13 protein-coding genes are annotated in these 17,676 nt (G+C 71.4%); 4 read left to right on the forward strand and 9 right to left on the reverse strand.

Going from position 1 to position 17,676, the window contains the following annotated elements:
- Positions 1-211: 211 nt before the first annotated feature.
- Positions 212-1,669 carry an FG-GAP-like repeat-containing protein gene (locus QQM72_RS16875; RefSeq protein WP_314221701.1) on the reverse strand — a complete coding sequence of 486 codons (1,458 nt, stop codon included), beginning with the start codon at positions 1,667-1,669 and terminating at the stop codon, positions 212-214.
- Between the two features lie 220 nt (positions 1,670-1,889).
- Complete coding sequence (locus QQM72_RS16880; protein ID WP_314221702.1) at positions 1,890-2,255, reverse strand: PH domain-containing protein; 366 nt, start codon at positions 2,253-2,255, stop codon at positions 1,890-1,892.
- Between the two features lie 228 nt (positions 2,256-2,483).
- Between QQM72_RS16880 and QQM72_RS16885 the strand changes: the two genes are divergently transcribed.
- Complete coding sequence (locus QQM72_RS16885) at positions 2,484-3,827, forward strand: pectate lyase family protein (RefSeq protein WP_314221703.1); 1,344 nt, start codon at positions 2,484-2,486, stop codon at positions 3,825-3,827.
- Between the two features lie 62 nt (positions 3,828-3,889).
- Here the strand turns inward: QQM72_RS16885 and QQM72_RS16890 are convergent, their stop codons facing one another.
- From QQM72_RS16890 to QQM72_RS16900, 3 genes are all read right to left on the reverse strand, one after another.
- On the reverse strand, positions 3,890-4,381 hold the full coding sequence (locus QQM72_RS16890; RefSeq protein ID WP_314221704.1) for a hypothetical protein: 492 nt from the start codon (positions 4,379-4,381) through the stop codon (positions 3,890-3,892).
- A 281-nt stretch (positions 4,382-4,662) separates the two neighbouring features.
- Positions 4,663-6,279 (reverse strand): methionine--tRNA ligase, encoded by a 1,617-nt coding sequence (gene metG, locus QQM72_RS16895; protein ID WP_314221705.1) that lies wholly within the window; start codon positions 6,277-6,279, stop codon positions 4,663-4,665.
- Positions 6,280-6,362: 83 nt separating this feature from the next.
- Complete coding sequence (locus QQM72_RS16900) at positions 6,363-8,216, reverse strand: VWA domain-containing protein (RefSeq protein WP_314221706.1); 1,854 nt, start codon at positions 8,214-8,216, stop codon at positions 6,363-6,365.
- A gap of 266 nt (positions 8,217-8,482) precedes the next feature.
- Between QQM72_RS16900 and QQM72_RS16905 the strand changes: the two genes are divergently transcribed.
- Positions 8,483-10,618: a PhoX family protein gene (locus QQM72_RS16905; RefSeq protein WP_314221707.1), complete on the forward strand. Its 2,136-nt coding sequence runs from the start codon at positions 8,483-8,485 to the stop codon at positions 10,616-10,618.
- 173 nt (positions 10,619-10,791) lie between these two features.
- Here the strand turns inward: QQM72_RS16905 and QQM72_RS16910 are convergent, their stop codons facing one another.
- A complete protein-coding gene (locus tag QQM72_RS16910; RefSeq protein ID WP_314221708.1) occupies positions 10,792-12,753 on the reverse strand; it encodes an FUSC family protein in 1,962 nt (653 codons plus the stop codon).
- A gap of 167 nt (positions 12,754-12,920) precedes the next feature.
- Positions 12,921-13,718: an alpha/beta fold hydrolase gene (locus QQM72_RS16915; RefSeq protein WP_314221709.1), complete on the reverse strand. Its 798-nt coding sequence runs from the start codon at positions 13,716-13,718 to the stop codon at positions 12,921-12,923.
- 98 nt (positions 13,719-13,816) lie between these two features.
- Between QQM72_RS16915 and QQM72_RS16920 the strand changes: the two genes are divergently transcribed.
- Entirely contained in the window at positions 13,817-15,244 is a 1,428-nt protein-coding gene (locus tag QQM72_RS16920) for an aminotransferase-like domain-containing protein (RefSeq protein ID WP_314221710.1), read from the forward strand.
- Here QQM72_RS16920 and QQM72_RS16925 read toward each other — a convergent pair.
- Positions 15,141-16,049, reverse strand: coding sequence for a hypothetical protein (locus tag QQM72_RS16925; RefSeq protein ID WP_314221711.1), 909 nt, complete (start codon positions 16,047-16,049; stop codon positions 15,141-15,143). The genes QQM72_RS16920 and QQM72_RS16925 overlap by 104 nt on opposite strands.
- A 143-nt stretch (positions 16,050-16,192) precedes the next feature.
- Here QQM72_RS16925 and QQM72_RS16930 point away from each other — a divergent pair, with 143 nt between their 5' ends.
- Entirely contained in the window at positions 16,193-16,729 is a 537-nt protein-coding gene (locus QQM72_RS16930; protein ID WP_314221712.1) for an SH3 domain-containing protein, read from the forward strand.
- 116 nt (positions 16,730-16,845) lie between these two features.
- Here the strand turns inward: QQM72_RS16930 and QQM72_RS16935 are convergent, their stop codons facing one another.
- Positions 16,846-17,292, reverse strand: coding sequence for a hypothetical protein (locus tag QQM72_RS16935; protein WP_314221713.1), 447 nt, complete (start codon positions 17,290-17,292; stop codon positions 16,846-16,848).
- Between the last annotated feature and the right edge of the window lie 384 nt (positions 17,293-17,676).

Consider the following 17,676-nt stretch of genomic DNA (forward strand, 5'->3'; position numbering starts at 1 on the left):
GACCGTCGTGCGGTGACCGTCGTGCGGTGACCGGGGTCGTGCCAGGTGCGGTGGCCGTCGTGCGGGGTTCGGCGGGCGGGGCGGCGCCACCGGGGAACGCGTGCTCCCGACGTCCGATGCGGCCGGGCGGGCGCCCCGGGCCCGCGGCCGTGCGGATCCGGTCACCGGTCACCCGGCCGCCACCGGGGGGTGGTGGCCGGGTGACCCGGGCTCAGATCACCCAGCCCAGGCCGTACCCGCCCAGCAGTGCCCAGTCCGGCTGGGTGAGGCCGACCGAGGGGGCCGTGAAGACGCGGCTGCGGGCGGCGGAAGGGCCGGTGGTGAAGCCGGGGAGGGTCCAGACGGCGCCGGTGGACTCGTTCTCGCCCGAGGCGCTGACGAACAGATCCGGCCTGCCGTCCCGGTTCACGTCCCCTGCCGCGACCGTCGTACCGAACTCGTCCCCCGCCTCGGAGGCGTCCGGGACGCCCGCCGTGTCCTGGGTGAAGGCGTACGAGCCGACGCCGAGGGCGCCGGTGCGGCGGCCGGGTACGACGGTCACCTGTCCGGCCAGCGCCTTGGTGCCGACCGACTCGCGCGGCGCGCCGATCACCAGGTCCGCGAGGCCGTCGCGGTTGAGGTCGGTCACCGTCAGGGCGCCACCGAAGACGTCGCCCTTCTCGCTCGCGTCGGGCACGCCGGCGGTGTCCTGCGTGATCTGCTCGGGCACGGCGTCGGGTGCGATGCCGGCCGCCGACCCGCGCCAGACGAGCACGCGACCGCCCGACGCGCCGTCCAAGCCCGCGACTTCGGGTTCGTCCGGGTCGCCGACCACCAGGTCGTCGTAGCCGTCGCCGTCGACGTCCCCGGTGGCGGCGATATGCCCGTTGCCGTGGGCGAGACGGGCCGGAAAGCCGACGTGGTCCTGGTCCTCCGGGTCGACGAAGACGAACCCGCCGGTCTCCCCGCTCTGTCCGTACGTCACGTTCACGTGCTCGGGGGAGCCGTCGCCGTCGAAGTCGCCGAGCGCGACGGAGTCCCCCCAGGAGCTGTCCGCCGCGACCGCGGAGGCGCCGTAGCCGCCGGTTCGGGTGAAGGGGCCGGTGAAGCGGACGGCGCCGCCCCAGCTCGCCACCAGGATCTCGGACCGCGCGGCCGAGGCCCCGCGGGTCGCGGCGATGTCCGCACCGTAGTGGTAGGGGACCATGCCCGCCGTCGCCGAGGCGGGCAGGTCGGTGCCCGTGGTGAGCCCGCTCCGGCTGCCCCACAGCACGGTCACGGACCCCGCTTCCTGGCCCCTCGCGGTGCTCTCGAAGGGGGATCCGACGACCAGGTCCGCGTAGCCGTCCCGGTTCAGGTCGGCGGTGGCGGTGGCGGAGCCGAACCCGTCGCCCGCCTCGGCGGTGTCCGGCACGCCCGCGGTGTTCTGCGTGATCAGCGCCCGCCGGGCGGCCGACAGTCCCGTCTTCGACCCGTACAGCACGACGACGGCGCCCGCCCGTTCCCTGCCCGCCACGTTCGCGCCCGGCGCGGGCAGTACGGCGTCGCGGTAGCCGTCCCCGTTGAAGTCACCGGGCACCGCACCGTGCACGGCGACGGCGGGCGCGGCGGGCAGCGCCGCGGCACCCAGCAGCCCGGCCAGCAGCACCACGGCCACCCGCCAACCACGCCTGAAAGCAAGCTCGTTCACGAGAATCCCCCATCCCCACGCGCGCACCCTCCGTGCGCCTGCGCCCCGCCCGCGAGTCTAGAGCGCGCCGGGAGCGCACGCCCCCGGACGAGGCCGAGGACTCGTGAACAGGGCTGTGGACGAGGGCTCGTGAACGGGAGCCGTGGCCGAGGACTCGTGAACGGGAGCCGTGGACGGGGGCCGTGAACGGGGCCGTGGACGGGGGCCGTGGACGGGGGAGCTACTTCGCCACGAACTGCGTGAGGATCGCCTGTACCTCGTAGATGTCCACGCCCTTGGTGAACGTCTTCTGGATCGGCACGGACGAGCCGGACACCCAGATCTTCAGCTCGGCGTCCAGGTCGAAGGTGCCGGCGGTCTCCACCGCGAAGTGCGTGATGCTGCGGTACGGAATGGAGTGGTACTCCGTCTTCTTGCCCGTGATCCCCTGCTTGTCGACGAGGATCAGCCGCCGGTCCGTGAAGAGGATGGTGTCGCGGATCAGCAGGAAGGCGGCTTGCACATGCTCGCCCCGGCCCAGCAGACGGGCGTAGTCCTGCTGCGCCTGCGCCGGGTCGATCGGATGCGCGTTGCCGAAGAGTGCCATGGAAGATCCCCCAGTTGACGATGACGCCGGTCCATGTGTGGTGATCCCTCCCCGGAGAGAGGTGTTCGTCCCCGATGCGCACCTTAAGGGGGAGGTGGGGGGATCGTGAAGGGCGTTTGATCGACCGGCGGAGACGGCCCCGAAAAAAGATCTCTTCATGCGGCAACTCTTCACGCGGCGGCGACCACTGACAGGACGTAAGCCCGCTCCTCCCCGTAAGGATCCCCCGTGGCAGCTCCCTCCCACCGCCGGTCCCTCCGCTCGCGCCGCGTCCTCGTCGTCTCCGCCGCCGCCGTGGCCGCGGCCGTCGGCGCCGGTGTCGTCGTGATGAACGCGAACGCCGGGACCGTCGACCTGTACCACCAGACGCTCGCCGCGAAGGACGGCTGGGCCTCCTCCGGCACGGGCACCACCGGTGGCACCAAGGCCGACGCCGCGCACACCTTCACCGTCTCCACCCGCGCCCAGCTGGTGAAGGCGCTGGGTTCCGCCTCCGACACCACCCCCCGGATCATCAAGATCAAGGGCACGATCGACGCCAACACCGACGACGCGGGCAAGAAGCTGACCTGCGCCGACTACGCGTCGGGCACGGGCTACTCGCTCTCCGCCTATCTGAAGGCGTACGACCCCTCGTCCTACGGCACCTCCAAGCTGCCCTCCGGCACCCAGGAGAAGGCCCGCGCCGCGGCCCAGACCAAGCAGGCGAAGAACATCGTCTTCAAGGTGCCGGCCAACACCAGTGTCGTCGGCGTGCCGGGCACCAACGCCGGGATCTCCGGCGGCATGCTCCAGATCCAGAACGTGGACAACGTCGTCGTCCGCAACCTGACCTTCGCCGCCACCGAGGACTGCTTCCCGCAGTGGGACCCGACCGACGGCGACGACGGCAACTGGAACTCCAACTACGACTCGGTCACGCTGCGCGGCGCGACCCACGTGTGGGCCGACCACAACACGTTCACCGACGCGCCGCACCTGGACAGCGCCAACCCGAAGTACTACGGCCGCGAGTACCAGATCCACGACGGCGCCCTGGACATCACCAAGAGCTCGGACCTGGTGACGGTCTCGCGCAACCAGTTCACCAACCACGACAAGACGATGCTGATCGGCAGCAGTGACAGCGAGCCCTCGGGCAAGCTGCGCGTCTCCATCCACCACAACATCTGGAAGGGCATCGTCCAGCGCGCCCCGCTGGCGCGGGTCGGCCAGGTGCACATCTACAACAACTACTACGACGTCACGACCCTCAACGGCTACGCGACGCAGTACAGCATCAACTCGCGTGCCAAGGCCCAGGTCGTCGCCGAGAACAACTACTGGAAGGTCCCGACCGGCGGAAAGGTCGCCAAGCTCCTCAGCGGCGACGGCACCGGCGCGGTCAAGGGCTCCGGCAACCTCGTCAACGGCACGGTCACCGACGTCGTCGCCGCGTACAACGCCGCCTCGTCGAAGGACCTGAAGACGACGGTCAACTGGACCCCGGCCCTCACCTCGGGCCTCGAGACGTCGGCGAAGAACCTGCCCACGACCCTCGCGACGACCACGGGCGCGAGCGTCCTGAAGTAGCACCCCCCAGACACGCGAGGGCCGGGTGACCACGAGCCCCCGGCCCTCGCGTTCCCCCGTCGTCAGGTGTCGTACGTGCCGTCCCAGGGTTCGGCGAAGGCCAGGCGGTCCGGGTAGAGCTCTGCCCAGGTCTCCGGCTCGCCGTCCTCGTCCTTGTCCTCGCGGATCACCAGGCCGAACAGCACGCCCTCGAAGGTGAGCCGGAAGGGGCGGACCGCGATGTCCGTGTAGGAGCGGCGGGGCAGGCTGCGCAGGAGGGTGGCCAGGCGGACGCGGGCCCGGGTGAGGACCGCGTCGTCGCCGTGCGGGTTGCGCTGCTGCTCGGCCCAGGTGCCGGCACACCAGATGTCCGAGTCGCGGTAGTTGCCCGCGGCGTCGAAGGTGTGCAGCACGGTGTAGAGGCGTTTGTGCTCTTCCCAGCCGTCGTCGAGACGGAACCCTTCGGGGAAGGCGTACGTGACCGACGCGAGGAACTGGCCGTCCGCGTACCGCCCGACGGACTCGGTGCGGTGCTTCGGCTCGTAGGCGATCGGAATGACGTTGGGGACTGCCATGGCGGAAACCATACGGCTTGGCGGGAACATGCCGGAGCCGGGGGAACCTCTACGGCTCTTTCTCTTCTCTGCTTCTTCCGACCAGGGCGGTCTTCCGATCAGGGGCCGTCATTCGACCAGGGCCGTCATCCGGCCGGGGCCGTCATTCGACCAGGGCCGTCATCCGGCCGGGGGCGGCCTTGCGGCCGGGGGCGGTCTTCCGACCGGCGGCGGCCTTCCGGCCAGGGTCCGGGAGGCGGTTCGTCCCGGACCCGTGGTCGGTGTGGTCGGTCGGCGACGCGCTACGCGGTCGGCTTCTCCTCCAGGCGCGGGAAGAGCACCGCTCCCTTGGTGACCGTCGTGCCGGCCGGAAGCGTGCCCCAGGCGCCGGCCTCCTGGACCCGCTGGTCCGCGAGAGCACCCAGGACCGCATCGGCGCCCAGCGAGTCCCAGAGCTTCTGGGAGGTGTCCGGCATGACGGGGTTCAGCAGGACGGCCACGGCGCGCAGGGACTCCGCGGCGGTGTAGAGGATGGTCGCCAGACGGGCCCGGCCCTCGGCCGAGTCGTCCTTCGCGACCTTCCACGGCTCCTGCTCCGTGATGTAGCCGTTGACCTGCTTGACGAAGTCGAACACGGCCAGGATGCCGCCCTGGAAGTCCAGCTCCTCGCCGATCTTCCGGTCGGCCACCGCGACGGCGGTCGCCAGGCCGTCGTGCAGCGCCTTCTCGGCCTCACTGTCGGCGGTGGCCGCGGGCAGGACGCCGTCGAAGTACTTGCCGACCATCGCGGCCACGCGGGAGGCCAGGTTGCCGTAGTCGTTCGCCAGCTCGCTCGTGTAGCGGGCGGAGAAGTCCTCCCACGAGAACGAGCCGTCCTGGCCGAAGGCGATGGCGCGCAGGAAGTACCAGCGGTACGCGTCCACGCCGAAGTGCGAGGTCAGGTCCTGCGGCTTGATGCCGGTCAGGTTCGACTTCGACATCTTCTCGCCGCCGACCATCAGCCAGCCGTTCGCGGCGATCTTCCCGGGCAGCGGGAGGCCCTGCGCCATCAGCATCGCGGGCCAGATCACCGCGTGGAAGCGCAGGATGTCCTTGCCGACCAGGTGGACGTCGGCCGGGAAGGTCTCTTCGAACTTCTGCTGGTTCTCGTTGTAGCCGACCGCCGTGGCGTAGTTCAGCAGCGCGTCGACCCACACGTAGATCACGTGCTTCTGGTCCCACGGGATCGGGATGCCCCAGTCGAAGGTGGAGCGCGAGATGGAGAGGTCCTGAAGGCCCTGCCGGACGAAGTTCACGACCTCGTTGCGCGCGGACTCGGGCTGGATGAAGCCCGGGTTCGCCTCGTAGAGGGCGAGGAGCTTGTCGCCGTACTCGCTCAGCTTGAAGAAGTAGTTCTCCTCGCTGAGGATCTCCACGGGCTTCTTGTGGATGGGGCACAGCTTCTGACCTGCGAATTCGCCCTCGCCGTCGAGCAGCTCGCCCGGGAGCTTGTACTCCTCGCAGCCGACGCAGTACGGGCCCTCGTAGCCGCCCTTGTAGATCTCGCCCTTGTCGTACAGGTCCTGCACGAACTCCTGGACGCGGTCGGTGTGCCGCTGCTGCGTGGTGCGGATGAAGTCGTCGTTCGCGATCTCGAGGTGCTCCCACAGGGGGCGCCAGGCCTCGTCGACGAGCTTGTCGGCCCACTGCTGGGGGCTGACGCCGTTCGCCTCCGCGGTGCGCATGATCTTCTGACCGTGCTCGTCCGTGCCGGTGAGGTACCACACCTTCTCGCCACGCTGGCGGTGCCAGCGGGTGAGCACGTCGCCTGCGACGGTCGTATAGGCGTGGCCCAGGTGAGGAGCGTCGTTGACGTAGTAAATGGGGGTGGAGACGTAGAACGCCTTGCCACCCTGCTTCTCGGTTCCAGTGGCCGCCATGCCCGAAATCCTACTGGGCCCGCGAAGATCCACTCACATGCGTTTCGGGGGGTGGACGTGATTCTCCACCCCCCGAAGGGGGCCTACGGGCGCCAGGTGGCCAGTACGCCTTCGTAGAGCTCGGCGTCCGTCAGCTCACGCGGGGTCGGGCCCGCGTGGAAGAAGGACGTGTTGGGGGTCTTCAGCTTGCGGAGGTAGTCGAAGGCCTTGTTGTCGGGCTCGCCGAAGGCGACGAAGGAGAAGAAGACGGCGGGGTGGTTCTTCGCCGCGTCCGTGAGGGACTGGGTGGCCGGGGTCTTCGCGTCCGGGGCGCCGTCCGTCTGGAAGACGACCAGGGCGGGGGTGCCCGCGGCTTCCTTCTCGTGGTGGGTGAGGACCGCTTCGACCGCCGCGTGGTAGCTGGTACGGCCCATGCGGCCGAGGCCGGCGTGCAGCTCGTCGATCTTGTTCTCGTGGTCCGTCAGGGTCAGCTCGCCGGTGCCGTCCAGTTCCGTGGAGAAGAAGACGACGTGGACCTTGGCCTCGGGGTCCAGGTGGGCGGCGAGAGCGAGGGTCTGCTCGGCGAGGGCCTGGGCGGAGCCGTCCTTGTAGTACGGGCGCATGCTCGCGGAGCGGTCCAGTACGAGGTAGAGCTTCGCTCGGGTGGCGGTGAGGTGGGTTGCCTCCAGCGCGGTGGCCGCCGCGGCGTAGGCGGTGGCGAGGCCGGCGGGCAGCGCGGGGCCGGCCGGCAGCGCGGGGCCGGCCGGCAGCGCGGGGGTGGCGTGAGTCTCGGCAGTCTCGGCCGGGGCCGCCTCGGCCTTGACCTCGTCCTCGGCTTCGCCTTCGGCCGAGTCGTTCCCACCCGCACCACCCGTGCGGCTTTCGTCGTCGGCCGCGAGTGGCCCCTGCGGGGCGTCCTCGCCGTCGGCGGCCGCGGGCTCGTCGGACTCCTCCGCGGCCGGAGCCGGAGCCGGAGCCGGAGCCGCAGTCGGAGCCGCGGCGGGCGCGGACTCCTCCGCTACGGGCTCGGTCTCCGGCTGCTCGGCCGCAGGCTCCGCGTCGGCGTCGGTGACCGCCGTGGGTTCCGCGGTCGCCGGATTGGCCTCCGCGGCCGCTTCGATCGTCGGCGTGGGCTCCTCGACCACCGCCTCGGCCGTCGGCTCGTCCACCTCGGCCTCGGCCTTCGCTTCGGCCTGCGGCTCGTCGGCTTCGGCCTTCACCTCAGCCTCGGCTTCCGCCGTCGGCTCAGTTTCGGCCTTCGGCTCAGCCTCGGCCTTGGGCTCAGCCTCGGCCTTCGGCTCAGCCTCGGCTTCCGCCTCCGGCTCGACCGTCGCCTCGGCCTCAACCGTCGGCTCGGCCTCGACCTCCGCCGCCGGCTCAGCCTCAACCGCCGGCTCAGCCTTCTTCGGCTCAGCCTCAGCCTTCGCCTCAGCCTCGACCTTCGGCTCGACCGTCGGCTCGGCCTCCGTCTTCTGCTCGGCCTCGACCTCAGCCTCGGCCTTCGCCTCGACCTTCGGCTCCGCCTCCACCGTCGGCTCGGCCTCGACCGCAGCCTTGACCTCCGCCTTCGGCTCCGCGTCCGCGTCCGCCTCAACCGTCCGCGCGGACGGCTTCGCCGTCGCAGCGGGCAGGTCCTCTGTCGACTGGGTCGGCTTGGGGACCGAGACGTTGTCGAAGGCTGCCGAGACGAGATCGTGTTCGTCCTGGGATGCCGGGCGGGGTTCCGGGACCTGGGCCGTGGCCCTCGGGGTGGGTTCGGGGGAGGGGGACGGGACCGTCGGTTCGGGCGCCGGGGTCGGCGCGGCTGCCGACGTGGGGGCAGCCCCGGTCGACTCCTGGTCCCGCTCCTCGGAGGCGGTCTGTTCCTGCGAAGGAACCTGTTCCGCACCCTCTGCCTCGGCGGCCCGCTCTTTGCGTGACCGTCCGAACGCGTTCCGCAGGAGAGTGAGAATGCCCATGTGCGCAACCCTTCGCGTGAGTTGAAGCCCGTCAATCCCTGGCCAGGACGGACACGTAAGGTTAACGGCCCCGGAGGGTGATCTTGGGCAGGGGTGAGTGTAAGGAATCCAGGTGTGTCAATACCGCCTCGGCACCCCCTCCGCGCAAGTCCAACACCCTTGTGGCTGCTGGGGATTCACTTTCCGTTCATCCCACAGCAGCGCCTCCGCACATACGTGCCCCTAACGTCACGAGCACACCAAGGGCATGCAAGGGGAGATTAAAGGTGCGCAAGCTTCTGCCGCTGATCGGAACGCCGTCCCAGTCCCATCCCGGCGGACGCTCCGCCATGACCTGCCGCTTCCGGTGTGGTGACGCCTGCTTCCACGAGGTGCCCAACACCAGCGACAACGAGTACGTCGGTGAGGTCATCGCGGGGGCGATCGGCCGCCGCGCGATGGTGCGAGCCGCCGCGGTCGTCACCGTCGCGGCCGCCGCCGGGACCGCGGGTGTGGCCGGTGCGCTGCCCGCGGCGGCAGCGTCTGCCGATACGTCCGGAAAGTCCGCCGGGAATTCCGGGCAATCCTCCGGGAATTCCGGGGGTTCCGGGGGTTCTGGGAATTCCGGGAAGCCGGCCGTCAACGGTGCTCGTGGGCTGCGTTACAGCTCCGTCGCTCCGAATACCGCCGACGCCGTCACCGTTCCGGACGGATACGGGCAGAATGTCGTCATCCGCTGGGGTGAGCCGATCCTGCGCGGGGCTCCCGCCTTCGACCCCGAGAAGCAGACCGCCGCCGCCCAGGCCGGACAGTTCGGCTACAACAACGACTTCCTGGCGCTTCTTCCCATTCCGGGTGAATGTGACCGGCAGTTGCTCGTCGCCAATCACGAGTACACCGACGAAGTGCTCATGTTCCGTGGCTACGACGCCGCCAATCCCACCCGGCAGCAGGTCGAGGTCGCCTGGGCGGCGCACGGTCTCGGCGTGGTCGTCGTGCAGGAGGACCGCAGGACCGGCAAGCTGACCGCCGTGCCCCGGCACCACCTCAACCGGCGGGTCACCGCCACCACCGAGTTCCGGCTCACCGGGCCCGCCGCCGGCTCCGACCTGCTGAAGACCTCCGCCGACCCGACCGGCACGAAGGTGCTCGGCACGCTCAACAACTGCTCCGGCGGCACCACGCCGTGGGGCACCACGCTGCACGGCGAGGAGAACTTCAACCAGTACTTCGCCAACAGCGGCCGGGCCACTGACAAGCGGTACGGGATCGGGACCGGCGCGACCGAGCGCAAGTGGGAGCGGTTCGACAAGCGGTTCGACGTCGCCCAGGAGCCGAACGAGGTGCACCGCTTCGGGTACGTCGTCGAGCTCGACCCGTACGACCCGAACTCCACGCCCCGCAAGCACACCGCCCTCGGCCGCTTCAAGCACGAGGCCGCGACCGTGCGGCTGACCGAGGACGGACGGCCGGTCGTCTACTCCGGTGACGACGAGCGGTTCGACTACTTCTACAAGTTCGTCGGCAGCAAGCGGATGAAGAAGGGATCGAGCCGGGCCGTCCGTGAGCACAACCTGTCGCTGCTCGACGAGGGCACGCTCTACGTCGCCCGGCTCACCGGCGACTCCCCCACGATCGAGATCGACGGCACGGGCAAGCTGCCCGCCGACGGTGAGTTCGACGGGAGCGGAGAGTGGATCCCGATCGCCACCGCCACCGCCAGGGGCGCCGTCTCGCACGTCGAGGGGATGAGTGCCGAGGAGGTGTTCGTCTTCACCCGGCTCGCCGGTGACAAGGTCGGCGCGACGAAGATGGACCGGCCCGAGGACATCCAGCCCTCGCCCGTCACCGGCAAGGTGTACGTGGCCCTCACCAACAACACCAACCGCGGTGTCGGCGCGAACGCCAAGGCGGACGAGGCCAACCCGCGCAACGCCAACAAGCACGGGCACATCCTGGAGCTGACCGAGCGGCGTAACCGTCCCGAGAGCACGGCGTTCGCCTGGTCGCTGTTCCTCGTCGCCGGTGACCCCGACGACCCGGCGACCTACTTCGCGGGCTTCCCGAAGGACGACGTCAGCCCGATCTCCTGCCCGGACAACGTGGCCTTCGACCCGCACGGCAACCTGTGGATCTCCACCGACGGCAGCCAGCTCGGCTCGCACGACGGGCTGTTCGGCGTCGCGACGCGCGGCTCGCGGCGCGGTGAGCTGAAGCAGTTCCTGACGGTGCCGAAGGGCGCGGAGACCTGCGGCCCGATCGTCCAGGACCGTCGGGTGCTCGTCGCCGTGCAGCACCCGGGTGAGATCGACGGCGCCACGGTCGAGAAGCCGGCGAGCACCTGGCCGGACGGCCCCGGGAAGATCGTCCGCCCGGCGGTCGTGGCCGTGTGGCGCAAGGACGGCGAGGACATCGGGGTCTAGGGCGCTTCTTTTGGATCAGCCCGGGGCCACGGCGCCCGGCACGGCACCTCGCGGCGTTGTCGCACGACCCGCGTACACCCACTACGCGGATCATGCTCCGCCTTGCGATGCACCGCACCGGACACCGCGGCCTGATCCGAACCGATCCAAAAGAAACGCCCTGGGCGCGTCGGCTATCGGCGCCGGTCGTCCGGGTGCGGTGAGGCGATCGCCCTCGCCGCCGCGACCTCCTGGCGCAGGGGCTCCAGGACGCTGCCGGGCGGGCCGGTCAGGTCGGTGCGGACGGGGTACAGCACATCCGTGTCGCGCAGGCCGTCGGCCAGTTCCCGCAGCTGGAGCGTGACATGACCGACCTCCCGCGCCGACGGCGGTCCGGCTCCGTGCTTCACCCGGACCCGGGCCGCCGTCGTCGCGTCCACGATGCGTTCCACCGCGACGACCAGCGGCCACCAGGCCGCCGCCCGGCGTCCGGTGGGCGGCGGCTCGGTCAGGGCGCGCTGGAACTCCGTACGGATGACGGACAGGTCGCGGTAGAGACGGCGGCGCATCCGGGCGCGTGCGGCGGGGTCGACGGCCGGGCCGAAGGCCGAGTCGACGTAGCGGGCCGTGTCCGCGACGGCGTCCGCCAGCCGGTCGCCGACCCTGGTGTGCCAGCTCTCCGGCCACAGCAGGTAGCCCGCCACGAGCGCGATGCCGCAGCCGATCAGCGAGTCCACCAGGCGCGGGAGCAGCAGCGCGGTGCCCTGGTGGTTCAGGACGTCCGACAGCAGCAGGATCACCGGGGTGATCGCCGCGGTCTGGTAGCCGTACCCGCGCGGGGTCAGGGCCGGGATCAGCGAGGCGAGCAGCAGCATCGCCGGCACGTCCCAGTAGCCGCGCGGCACCTGTGAAAGCACCGCCGCCGCGACCACCAGGCCGGCCACGGTGCCGAGCGCCCGCAGCAGCGCCCGGGAGAACACCGAGCCGAAGTCGGGCTTCATCACGAAGGTGATCGTCAGGGCCACCCAGTAGGAGCGCGACACCGGGACGATCGAGACCAGCACCTGGGCGAGGCCGACGCACAGGGCCAAGCGCAGGCCGTAGCGCCAGGACGCGGCGGAGAGGGCGACGTCGCGGGTGGCGCGGGCGGCGCGGACCCGCAGGCCGGCCGGACGGCCGAGCCGGTCGTCGACGCCCCGGGGGTCGGGGTCGGGGGCGGCCACCACCTCGGCGGCGTGCCGCAGGGCGTGGTCGACGGCGCGCGCGGTCTCGGAGCCGGGGTCGGGCAGCCGGAGCCCTATCGGCCCGGTGAAGCCGGTCTCCACGGCCCGTGCGAGATGGAGTACGGCCTCGGGGACCTCCGCAGGGAGCGGGCGGCCGTCCAGATGGGCCGCGGGGGCCGCCTCCACCACGGGGGTGATGGCGTTCAATTCGGCTACCAGCACGGTCAGTTCGGGGCTGCGACCGTGCTGTCCGGTACGGCGGGCGAGGACCAGGTCGTAGGACTGGTTGAGGGACTGGGTGACGGTGTGCCGGGCGTCCTCGTACGCGCCGGGGACCTCGCTGCCGCAGGCGGCCAGCAGATCGGCGACCGCGCGATAGGCGGCGGCGACCGCCGTGCGCTCCGGCACCCCGGAGCGCAGTGGCCAGGCCAGCAGGGCGAGGAGAAGCACGAGCAGCCCGCCGCCGGTCATCAGGAGCGGTGCCAGCCACCACTCCCCCGGCATCGACAGTCCGGCCCCCACCACGGAGTTGAGCAGGAGCAGCAGTCCGGACACGGACGCCACCGCGCCGATCGTCGAGATCATCCCGGAGACCAGCGCCACGCCGGTGACGGCGGCCACCGCGAGCCACCCGTGTCCGTACACGAGGGATCCCAGGGTGACGCCCACCGCACCGAAGAGCTGTGGGATCGCGATGTTCATGATCCGCATGCGGTAGGCGTCGGCGGTGTCGCCGATGACACCGGACAGGGCGCCCATGGAGGCGAGCGCGCCGTACGCGGGGTGCCCCGCGGCGAGGCCGATCAGCAGCGGCAGCGTCATGGCGAGCGCGGCGCGGGCGACGGCGGGCCGGTTGACGGCGGACTGCTGGGAGCGGAGGTTCCGGACCAGCCAGTCGGGAGGGGTGAGGCCGATGGGGAACTCGCGGGACATGCGCTCATTATGGGCACCCCGCCCCGGCTGTCGGTTCTCGGCCATCAGCCCTGGTGGAGGGTGAGGTCGACGACCGGGGCGCGGTGGTCCGTGCCGGCGAGGTGAAGGAAGCGGGCCCCGGCCGCCGAGAAGTCCTGCGGTATTGAGGAGCCGGCCTCGCGTCGACCTCATCCTGCCGAAGGCCACGCCCCGGTCTTCGCCAGGAACTCCGCCAGCCCCCTGTTGAACTCGTCCGCCCGCTCCAGGTTCGGCAGATGGGCCGCGCCCTCGACGATCCGCAGCTCGGAGTGCGGGAGAGCCGCGTGCATCGCCTGCGCGTCCGAGACGGGGGTGTACTCGTCGTCCTCGCCGACCACGACCAGGGCGGGTGCGGTGACGCGGGTCAACAGGGGCCGGTAGTCGGGGCGTTCGGCCCGGCCTCGCAGTGCGGCGGCGGCGCCCTCGGGAGGCGCGGACGTCATCATGCGGTGGACGTGGGCCTTCACCTCGGGGGCCGCGTAGGGGGCGACCATCTTCTCCAGGACCTCGTCGGCGTAGCCCCGCATGCCCTCCGCGAGCAGCCGGTCGGCCATCTCGTTGCGCGCGAGTCTGCCGCCGGGGGTCTCCGGGGCCGGGAAGGTGTCGGCGAGGACCAGGCCCCGGACACGGTCGGGGAACCGCCGGTAGACGTCCATCGCGATCTGGCCGCCCATCGACAGCCCGGCCAGCACGAACGTCTCCACCTTCAGTTCGTCCAGGAGTGCCGCGATGTCCTGGGTGAAGTCGGACAGCAGCGTGATGCCGGGGACCACCGGGGACGCGCCGTAACCGCGCAGGTCGGGGGCGATCACCCGGCGGGTGGTGGAGAACGCCTCGATCTGCGGAGCCCACATGGTGCGGTCGAAGGGGTGGCCGTGGACGAGGACGAGGGGGAGCGCCGAGGGCGTATCCGTCCCTTTGTCCTCGTATGCGAGGAAGGGTGCCATGGGAGCGACAGTAGGGCGGGCCGTCTTCTCGGTGCAATAAGATCTTTGCCTTCGGTGCAATCCCGCCCCCGGTGTGATCCCAGGTTCCAGGAGACTCCATGGCCGACTTCCGTCTCATCGCGGACCGCATCGCCGGTGACATCGTCGCCGGACGGCTGCGCCCCGGCCAACAGCTGCCCCCGCAAAGGTGGTTCGCCCGTCGGCACCGCATCGCGCCCTCCACGGCCGGACGGGTCTACGGCGAACTCGTGCGACGTGGCCTGGTGGTGGGCGAGGTGGGGCGAGGGACCTTCGTGCGGGCCGCGCCGGCCGTCGCGCAGGGGCGGGCGCTCATCGAGACGGCCACCTCCGCGCCCGTCAACCTCGAGCTCAACTACCCTTCGGCCGCAGGGCAGTCGGAGCTCGTTGCGGCCTCCCTCGCGCCGCTGCTGCGGGCCGACGTGCTGACGGAGGCCATGCGTCCGGGCGCCGCCGACGGGACCGCGGCCGCCCGGGAGAGCGCCGCCCGGCTCCTCGCCGTGCCGGGCTGGCGGCCGGACCCCGCGCAGTTGCTGTTCACCGGCAACGCCCGGCAGGCCATCGCCGCCGCCCTCGCCTCCCTGGTCCGGCCGGGCGGCCGGGTCGGGGTGGAGGAGCTGACCTATCCGCTGGTCAAGGAGATCGCCGGACGGCTGGGGGTGGTTCTCGTCCCGCTCGCGGGTGATGCGGAAGGAGTACGGCCGGACGTCCTCGCCGCCGTCCACCGGGCCGCTCCGCTCTCCGCCCTCTACCTTCAGCCGACGCTCCACAACCCGACGTCCTCGACCATGAGCGAGCGGCGGCGTGGTGAACTGGGCCACCTCGTACTCGCGTTGGGGCTGCCGGTCGTCGAGGACCGCATCTGGTCCTTTCTCCGCCCGGACGCCGCCGCCTTCGCCGCGCACGCCCCGGAGCTCACCCATGTCGTGGACGGGCTGTCCAAGCGGGTCGCGCCGGGGCTGACCGTCGGCTTTCTCGTCGTACCGCAGGGCCGGGCGGAGGCCGTGGGGGCGGCGGTGCGGTCCGGCGGGTGGAGCGCGGGACGGTTCGCGCTGGAAGCGGCCGTGCGGTGGACGGAGGACGGGGTGGTGCGCCGGCTCGTCGAGGAGAAGCGGGCGGACGCCGCCCGGCGCCAGGCCGTCCTCACCGAGCACCTGACCGCACACCGCACGGAGAACGTCACCGAGAACGTCACCGAGAACGTCACCGCGAGGCTCACCGAGCACCTCGGCGAGCGGTGCGCGGTGGGCACGGTACGGACCGATCCGTGCGCCTACTTCGCCTGGTGGGAGCTGCCCGCGCCCTGGCGGGCCGACACCTTCACCGCCGAGGCCGCCGCGCACGGCATCGCCGTGACCCCGGGGACCGCCTTCGCCGTCGACCCGCACCGCACCCCGGACGCGGTCAGACTCGGACTCGCGTCGGCTCCGCGGGAGGAGTTGGCACGGGCGCTGCGCACACTCGCCGCCGTCGCAGCAGGCGGACCGCCGGGGAGCACCGGCGGATGAGCCAGGTCGCCGCCGCCACCGTCAGGCCCAGCGCGAGCAGCAGCCAGGAGGCCGTCCGCAGGGTCGCGGTGAGGGCGTCGTACACCGCGCCCGCGGCCGGGCGGTGGGCCGCGTCGGGGAGGTCGGAGAGGGTCAGGCGGCGGGCGATCGCGACGGCGAGGCCCAGCAACGCGCCGCCCAGGGCGGTGCCGAGGGCCGTCGCCGTGACCGCGCGGCGGCGGGAGACCGCCACGGAGATACCTGCCATCGCGAAGACGACGGCTGCCAGGGGCAGCCAGAAACCGGCTACGTCGAGCACGTGGTAGCCCTTCCGGAGAGCGGCCAGTCCAGCTGGTGGGAGGAGTGCGACACGGGTGTGCTCCACCGGCACACGGTCGGCGAACGGCACGTGTTCGGCGGTCAGTTGACGCTTCAGTGGTGAGGTGACGGCCGCGAGGTCCACGGTCACCGGGTGGGAGTCGCGGTCGGCGCTCTCGTCGTTGAGCGCTCTCATCACGGCCGTGTGGGCCGCCTGGTTGCCCGCGTCCCAGGCCGTGCGGTAGGCGCGGGTCGCGGTGAAGGAGCGGACCGCGTCCCGCAGGAAGAGCGGGTTCAGCCCGGCCTCGCGTGCCACTGCGTCACCCACCGTGTCCGCGACGGCGTTCCGCACGGCGGGGTCGGAGGCGAGCGGCGCCATCGTGGCGACATAGCCGCGGGTGTCGGTGAGGCCGTACGCCGCCCAGGCCGCGAGCGCGCCGAACGGCACGAGCAGGCAGGACAGCGCGACGAGGACGGCCGAGAGGGCGGTCCGCAGGCTTGGGGACACCCTTCCAGGCAACGGGGTCCGGGCGGGGAACGCGAGCCCATGGCGGCCGTCCGGGTGGCGCCCCGCGCAGGCCTGGCGACGTGCTCCGGTGGAGGGTTCACCCGAACGGGTGTTTCCTGGTTCTGGGGAGAAGGAGGTCGATCATGCGCACCACTTTGGCCCTGCGGACTCTGGCCGCGGCCCTGCTCACCGGTGGCACCCTCGCCGGCGCGACCCTGGGGACCACGGCGGCGGCTGCTCCTGCGACCAGCGGCGGCGACGGGAACGGCTCGATCAGGGGCACCGTCGTCTCCCGCTCCGAACTGAGTGTGCGACAGGAACCCACCACCCGATCGCCCGTCGTCGCGACGCTCGCGCCCGGCAGTCACGACCGTGTGCAGTGCAGGGTCAAGGGGCAGAGCGTCAACGGCAACCCGGACTGGTACTGGCTCTTCGGCACCCAGGGCTGGGCGAGCGCCGCCTTCGTGGACACCGGCGGCGCGCGGGTGCCCGACTGCGCCGACCCGTGCCCGCGGTGGAAGAACGGCGACTGGACCAACTGGGACGACCCGTTCACCAACGGCTCGGTCGGCGTCTCGGCCTCCGTGACGTTCAGCTTCTCCGGCTCCTGGAGCTTCAGCACCACCGCGACATCAGGAACCTCATCGGGTGACTGGGAGTGGGTCCCGGTCGGCCGGTGAGTGGAGGGATGAGGGAAGGCACGGGCCCCGGCGTTACAACGCCGGGGCCCGTGTGCGTCCTGATCCGTCCTGATCCGTCCTGATCCTTCCTCGTGCGGACGCCTGTGGTGGGCGGATCAGCGGATACGTTTTCCCGCCGCGTCCTCGTGCGTGTAGAAGCGGTAGAACAGCGTCAGGAAGACGCCTGCCGAGACCGCCAGGGACATTCCCACGGAGCGCAGGACGGCCGCGCCGGTCTGGCTGTAGAGGAAGCCGAAGGCGCAGCCGGCGAACGCCGTCCACAGCAGGGCGTGCAGTTCGCGCCGCATGTGTGGGGCCAGGGCGTGGATGCCCGTCCACAGGGCCGCGAACACGATCGCGCTCACGAAGCCGAGCAGCAGGTTCCAGCCGGTGATGGGGCCTCCGGAGCGGTTGTTGGCCGCGACCCAGTAGCCGTAGACGAGCCCCAGTGCCACGGGTGTCGTCCACTCCGCGGCCCGGTGGGTCCGTTCGCTGAAGACATCGGACGTACGGGACCGTGTGGACGGTGTCCGTGCGCCTGACGCGGGTGCCGCATGAGCCATGAGAGGACTCCTCTCTCCTCGTCCCCCGCCTTCCAGGGCACACCTGGGCGGGGGCGGTGGCAAGTCGGGTGCGGCGGGTTCCTTCGTCGGCTTCCTTCGTCGGTTTCCTTTGTCGGTTTCCTGCACCGGGTTCGTCCGCCGGTTCCCGCATGCCGGGATGCCCGGATGCCCGGATGCGGGCGCTGCGCCCCCGTGTTTCGCTGATCTCATGGACGTGTCGCCGGGGGCATCTGTGTCGCCAGGGGCGTCGGAGGTGACGGGGCCGCCTGTGCCGACTGCCGACGAAGGCCCCGTAGGGGGACGTTTGCAGGCCTGAGGGTCCCCTTTGCACCCGCAGCGGTTACGGTGCTGAGGTACGTGATCGACAGGGGAGGGGACCATGCG

This window comes from Streptomyces zaehneri (genome assembly GCF_032248645.1).
In the GTDB taxonomy this organism is placed as follows: domain Bacteria; phylum Actinomycetota; class Actinomycetes; order Streptomycetales; family Streptomycetaceae; genus Streptomyces; species Streptomyces coriariae.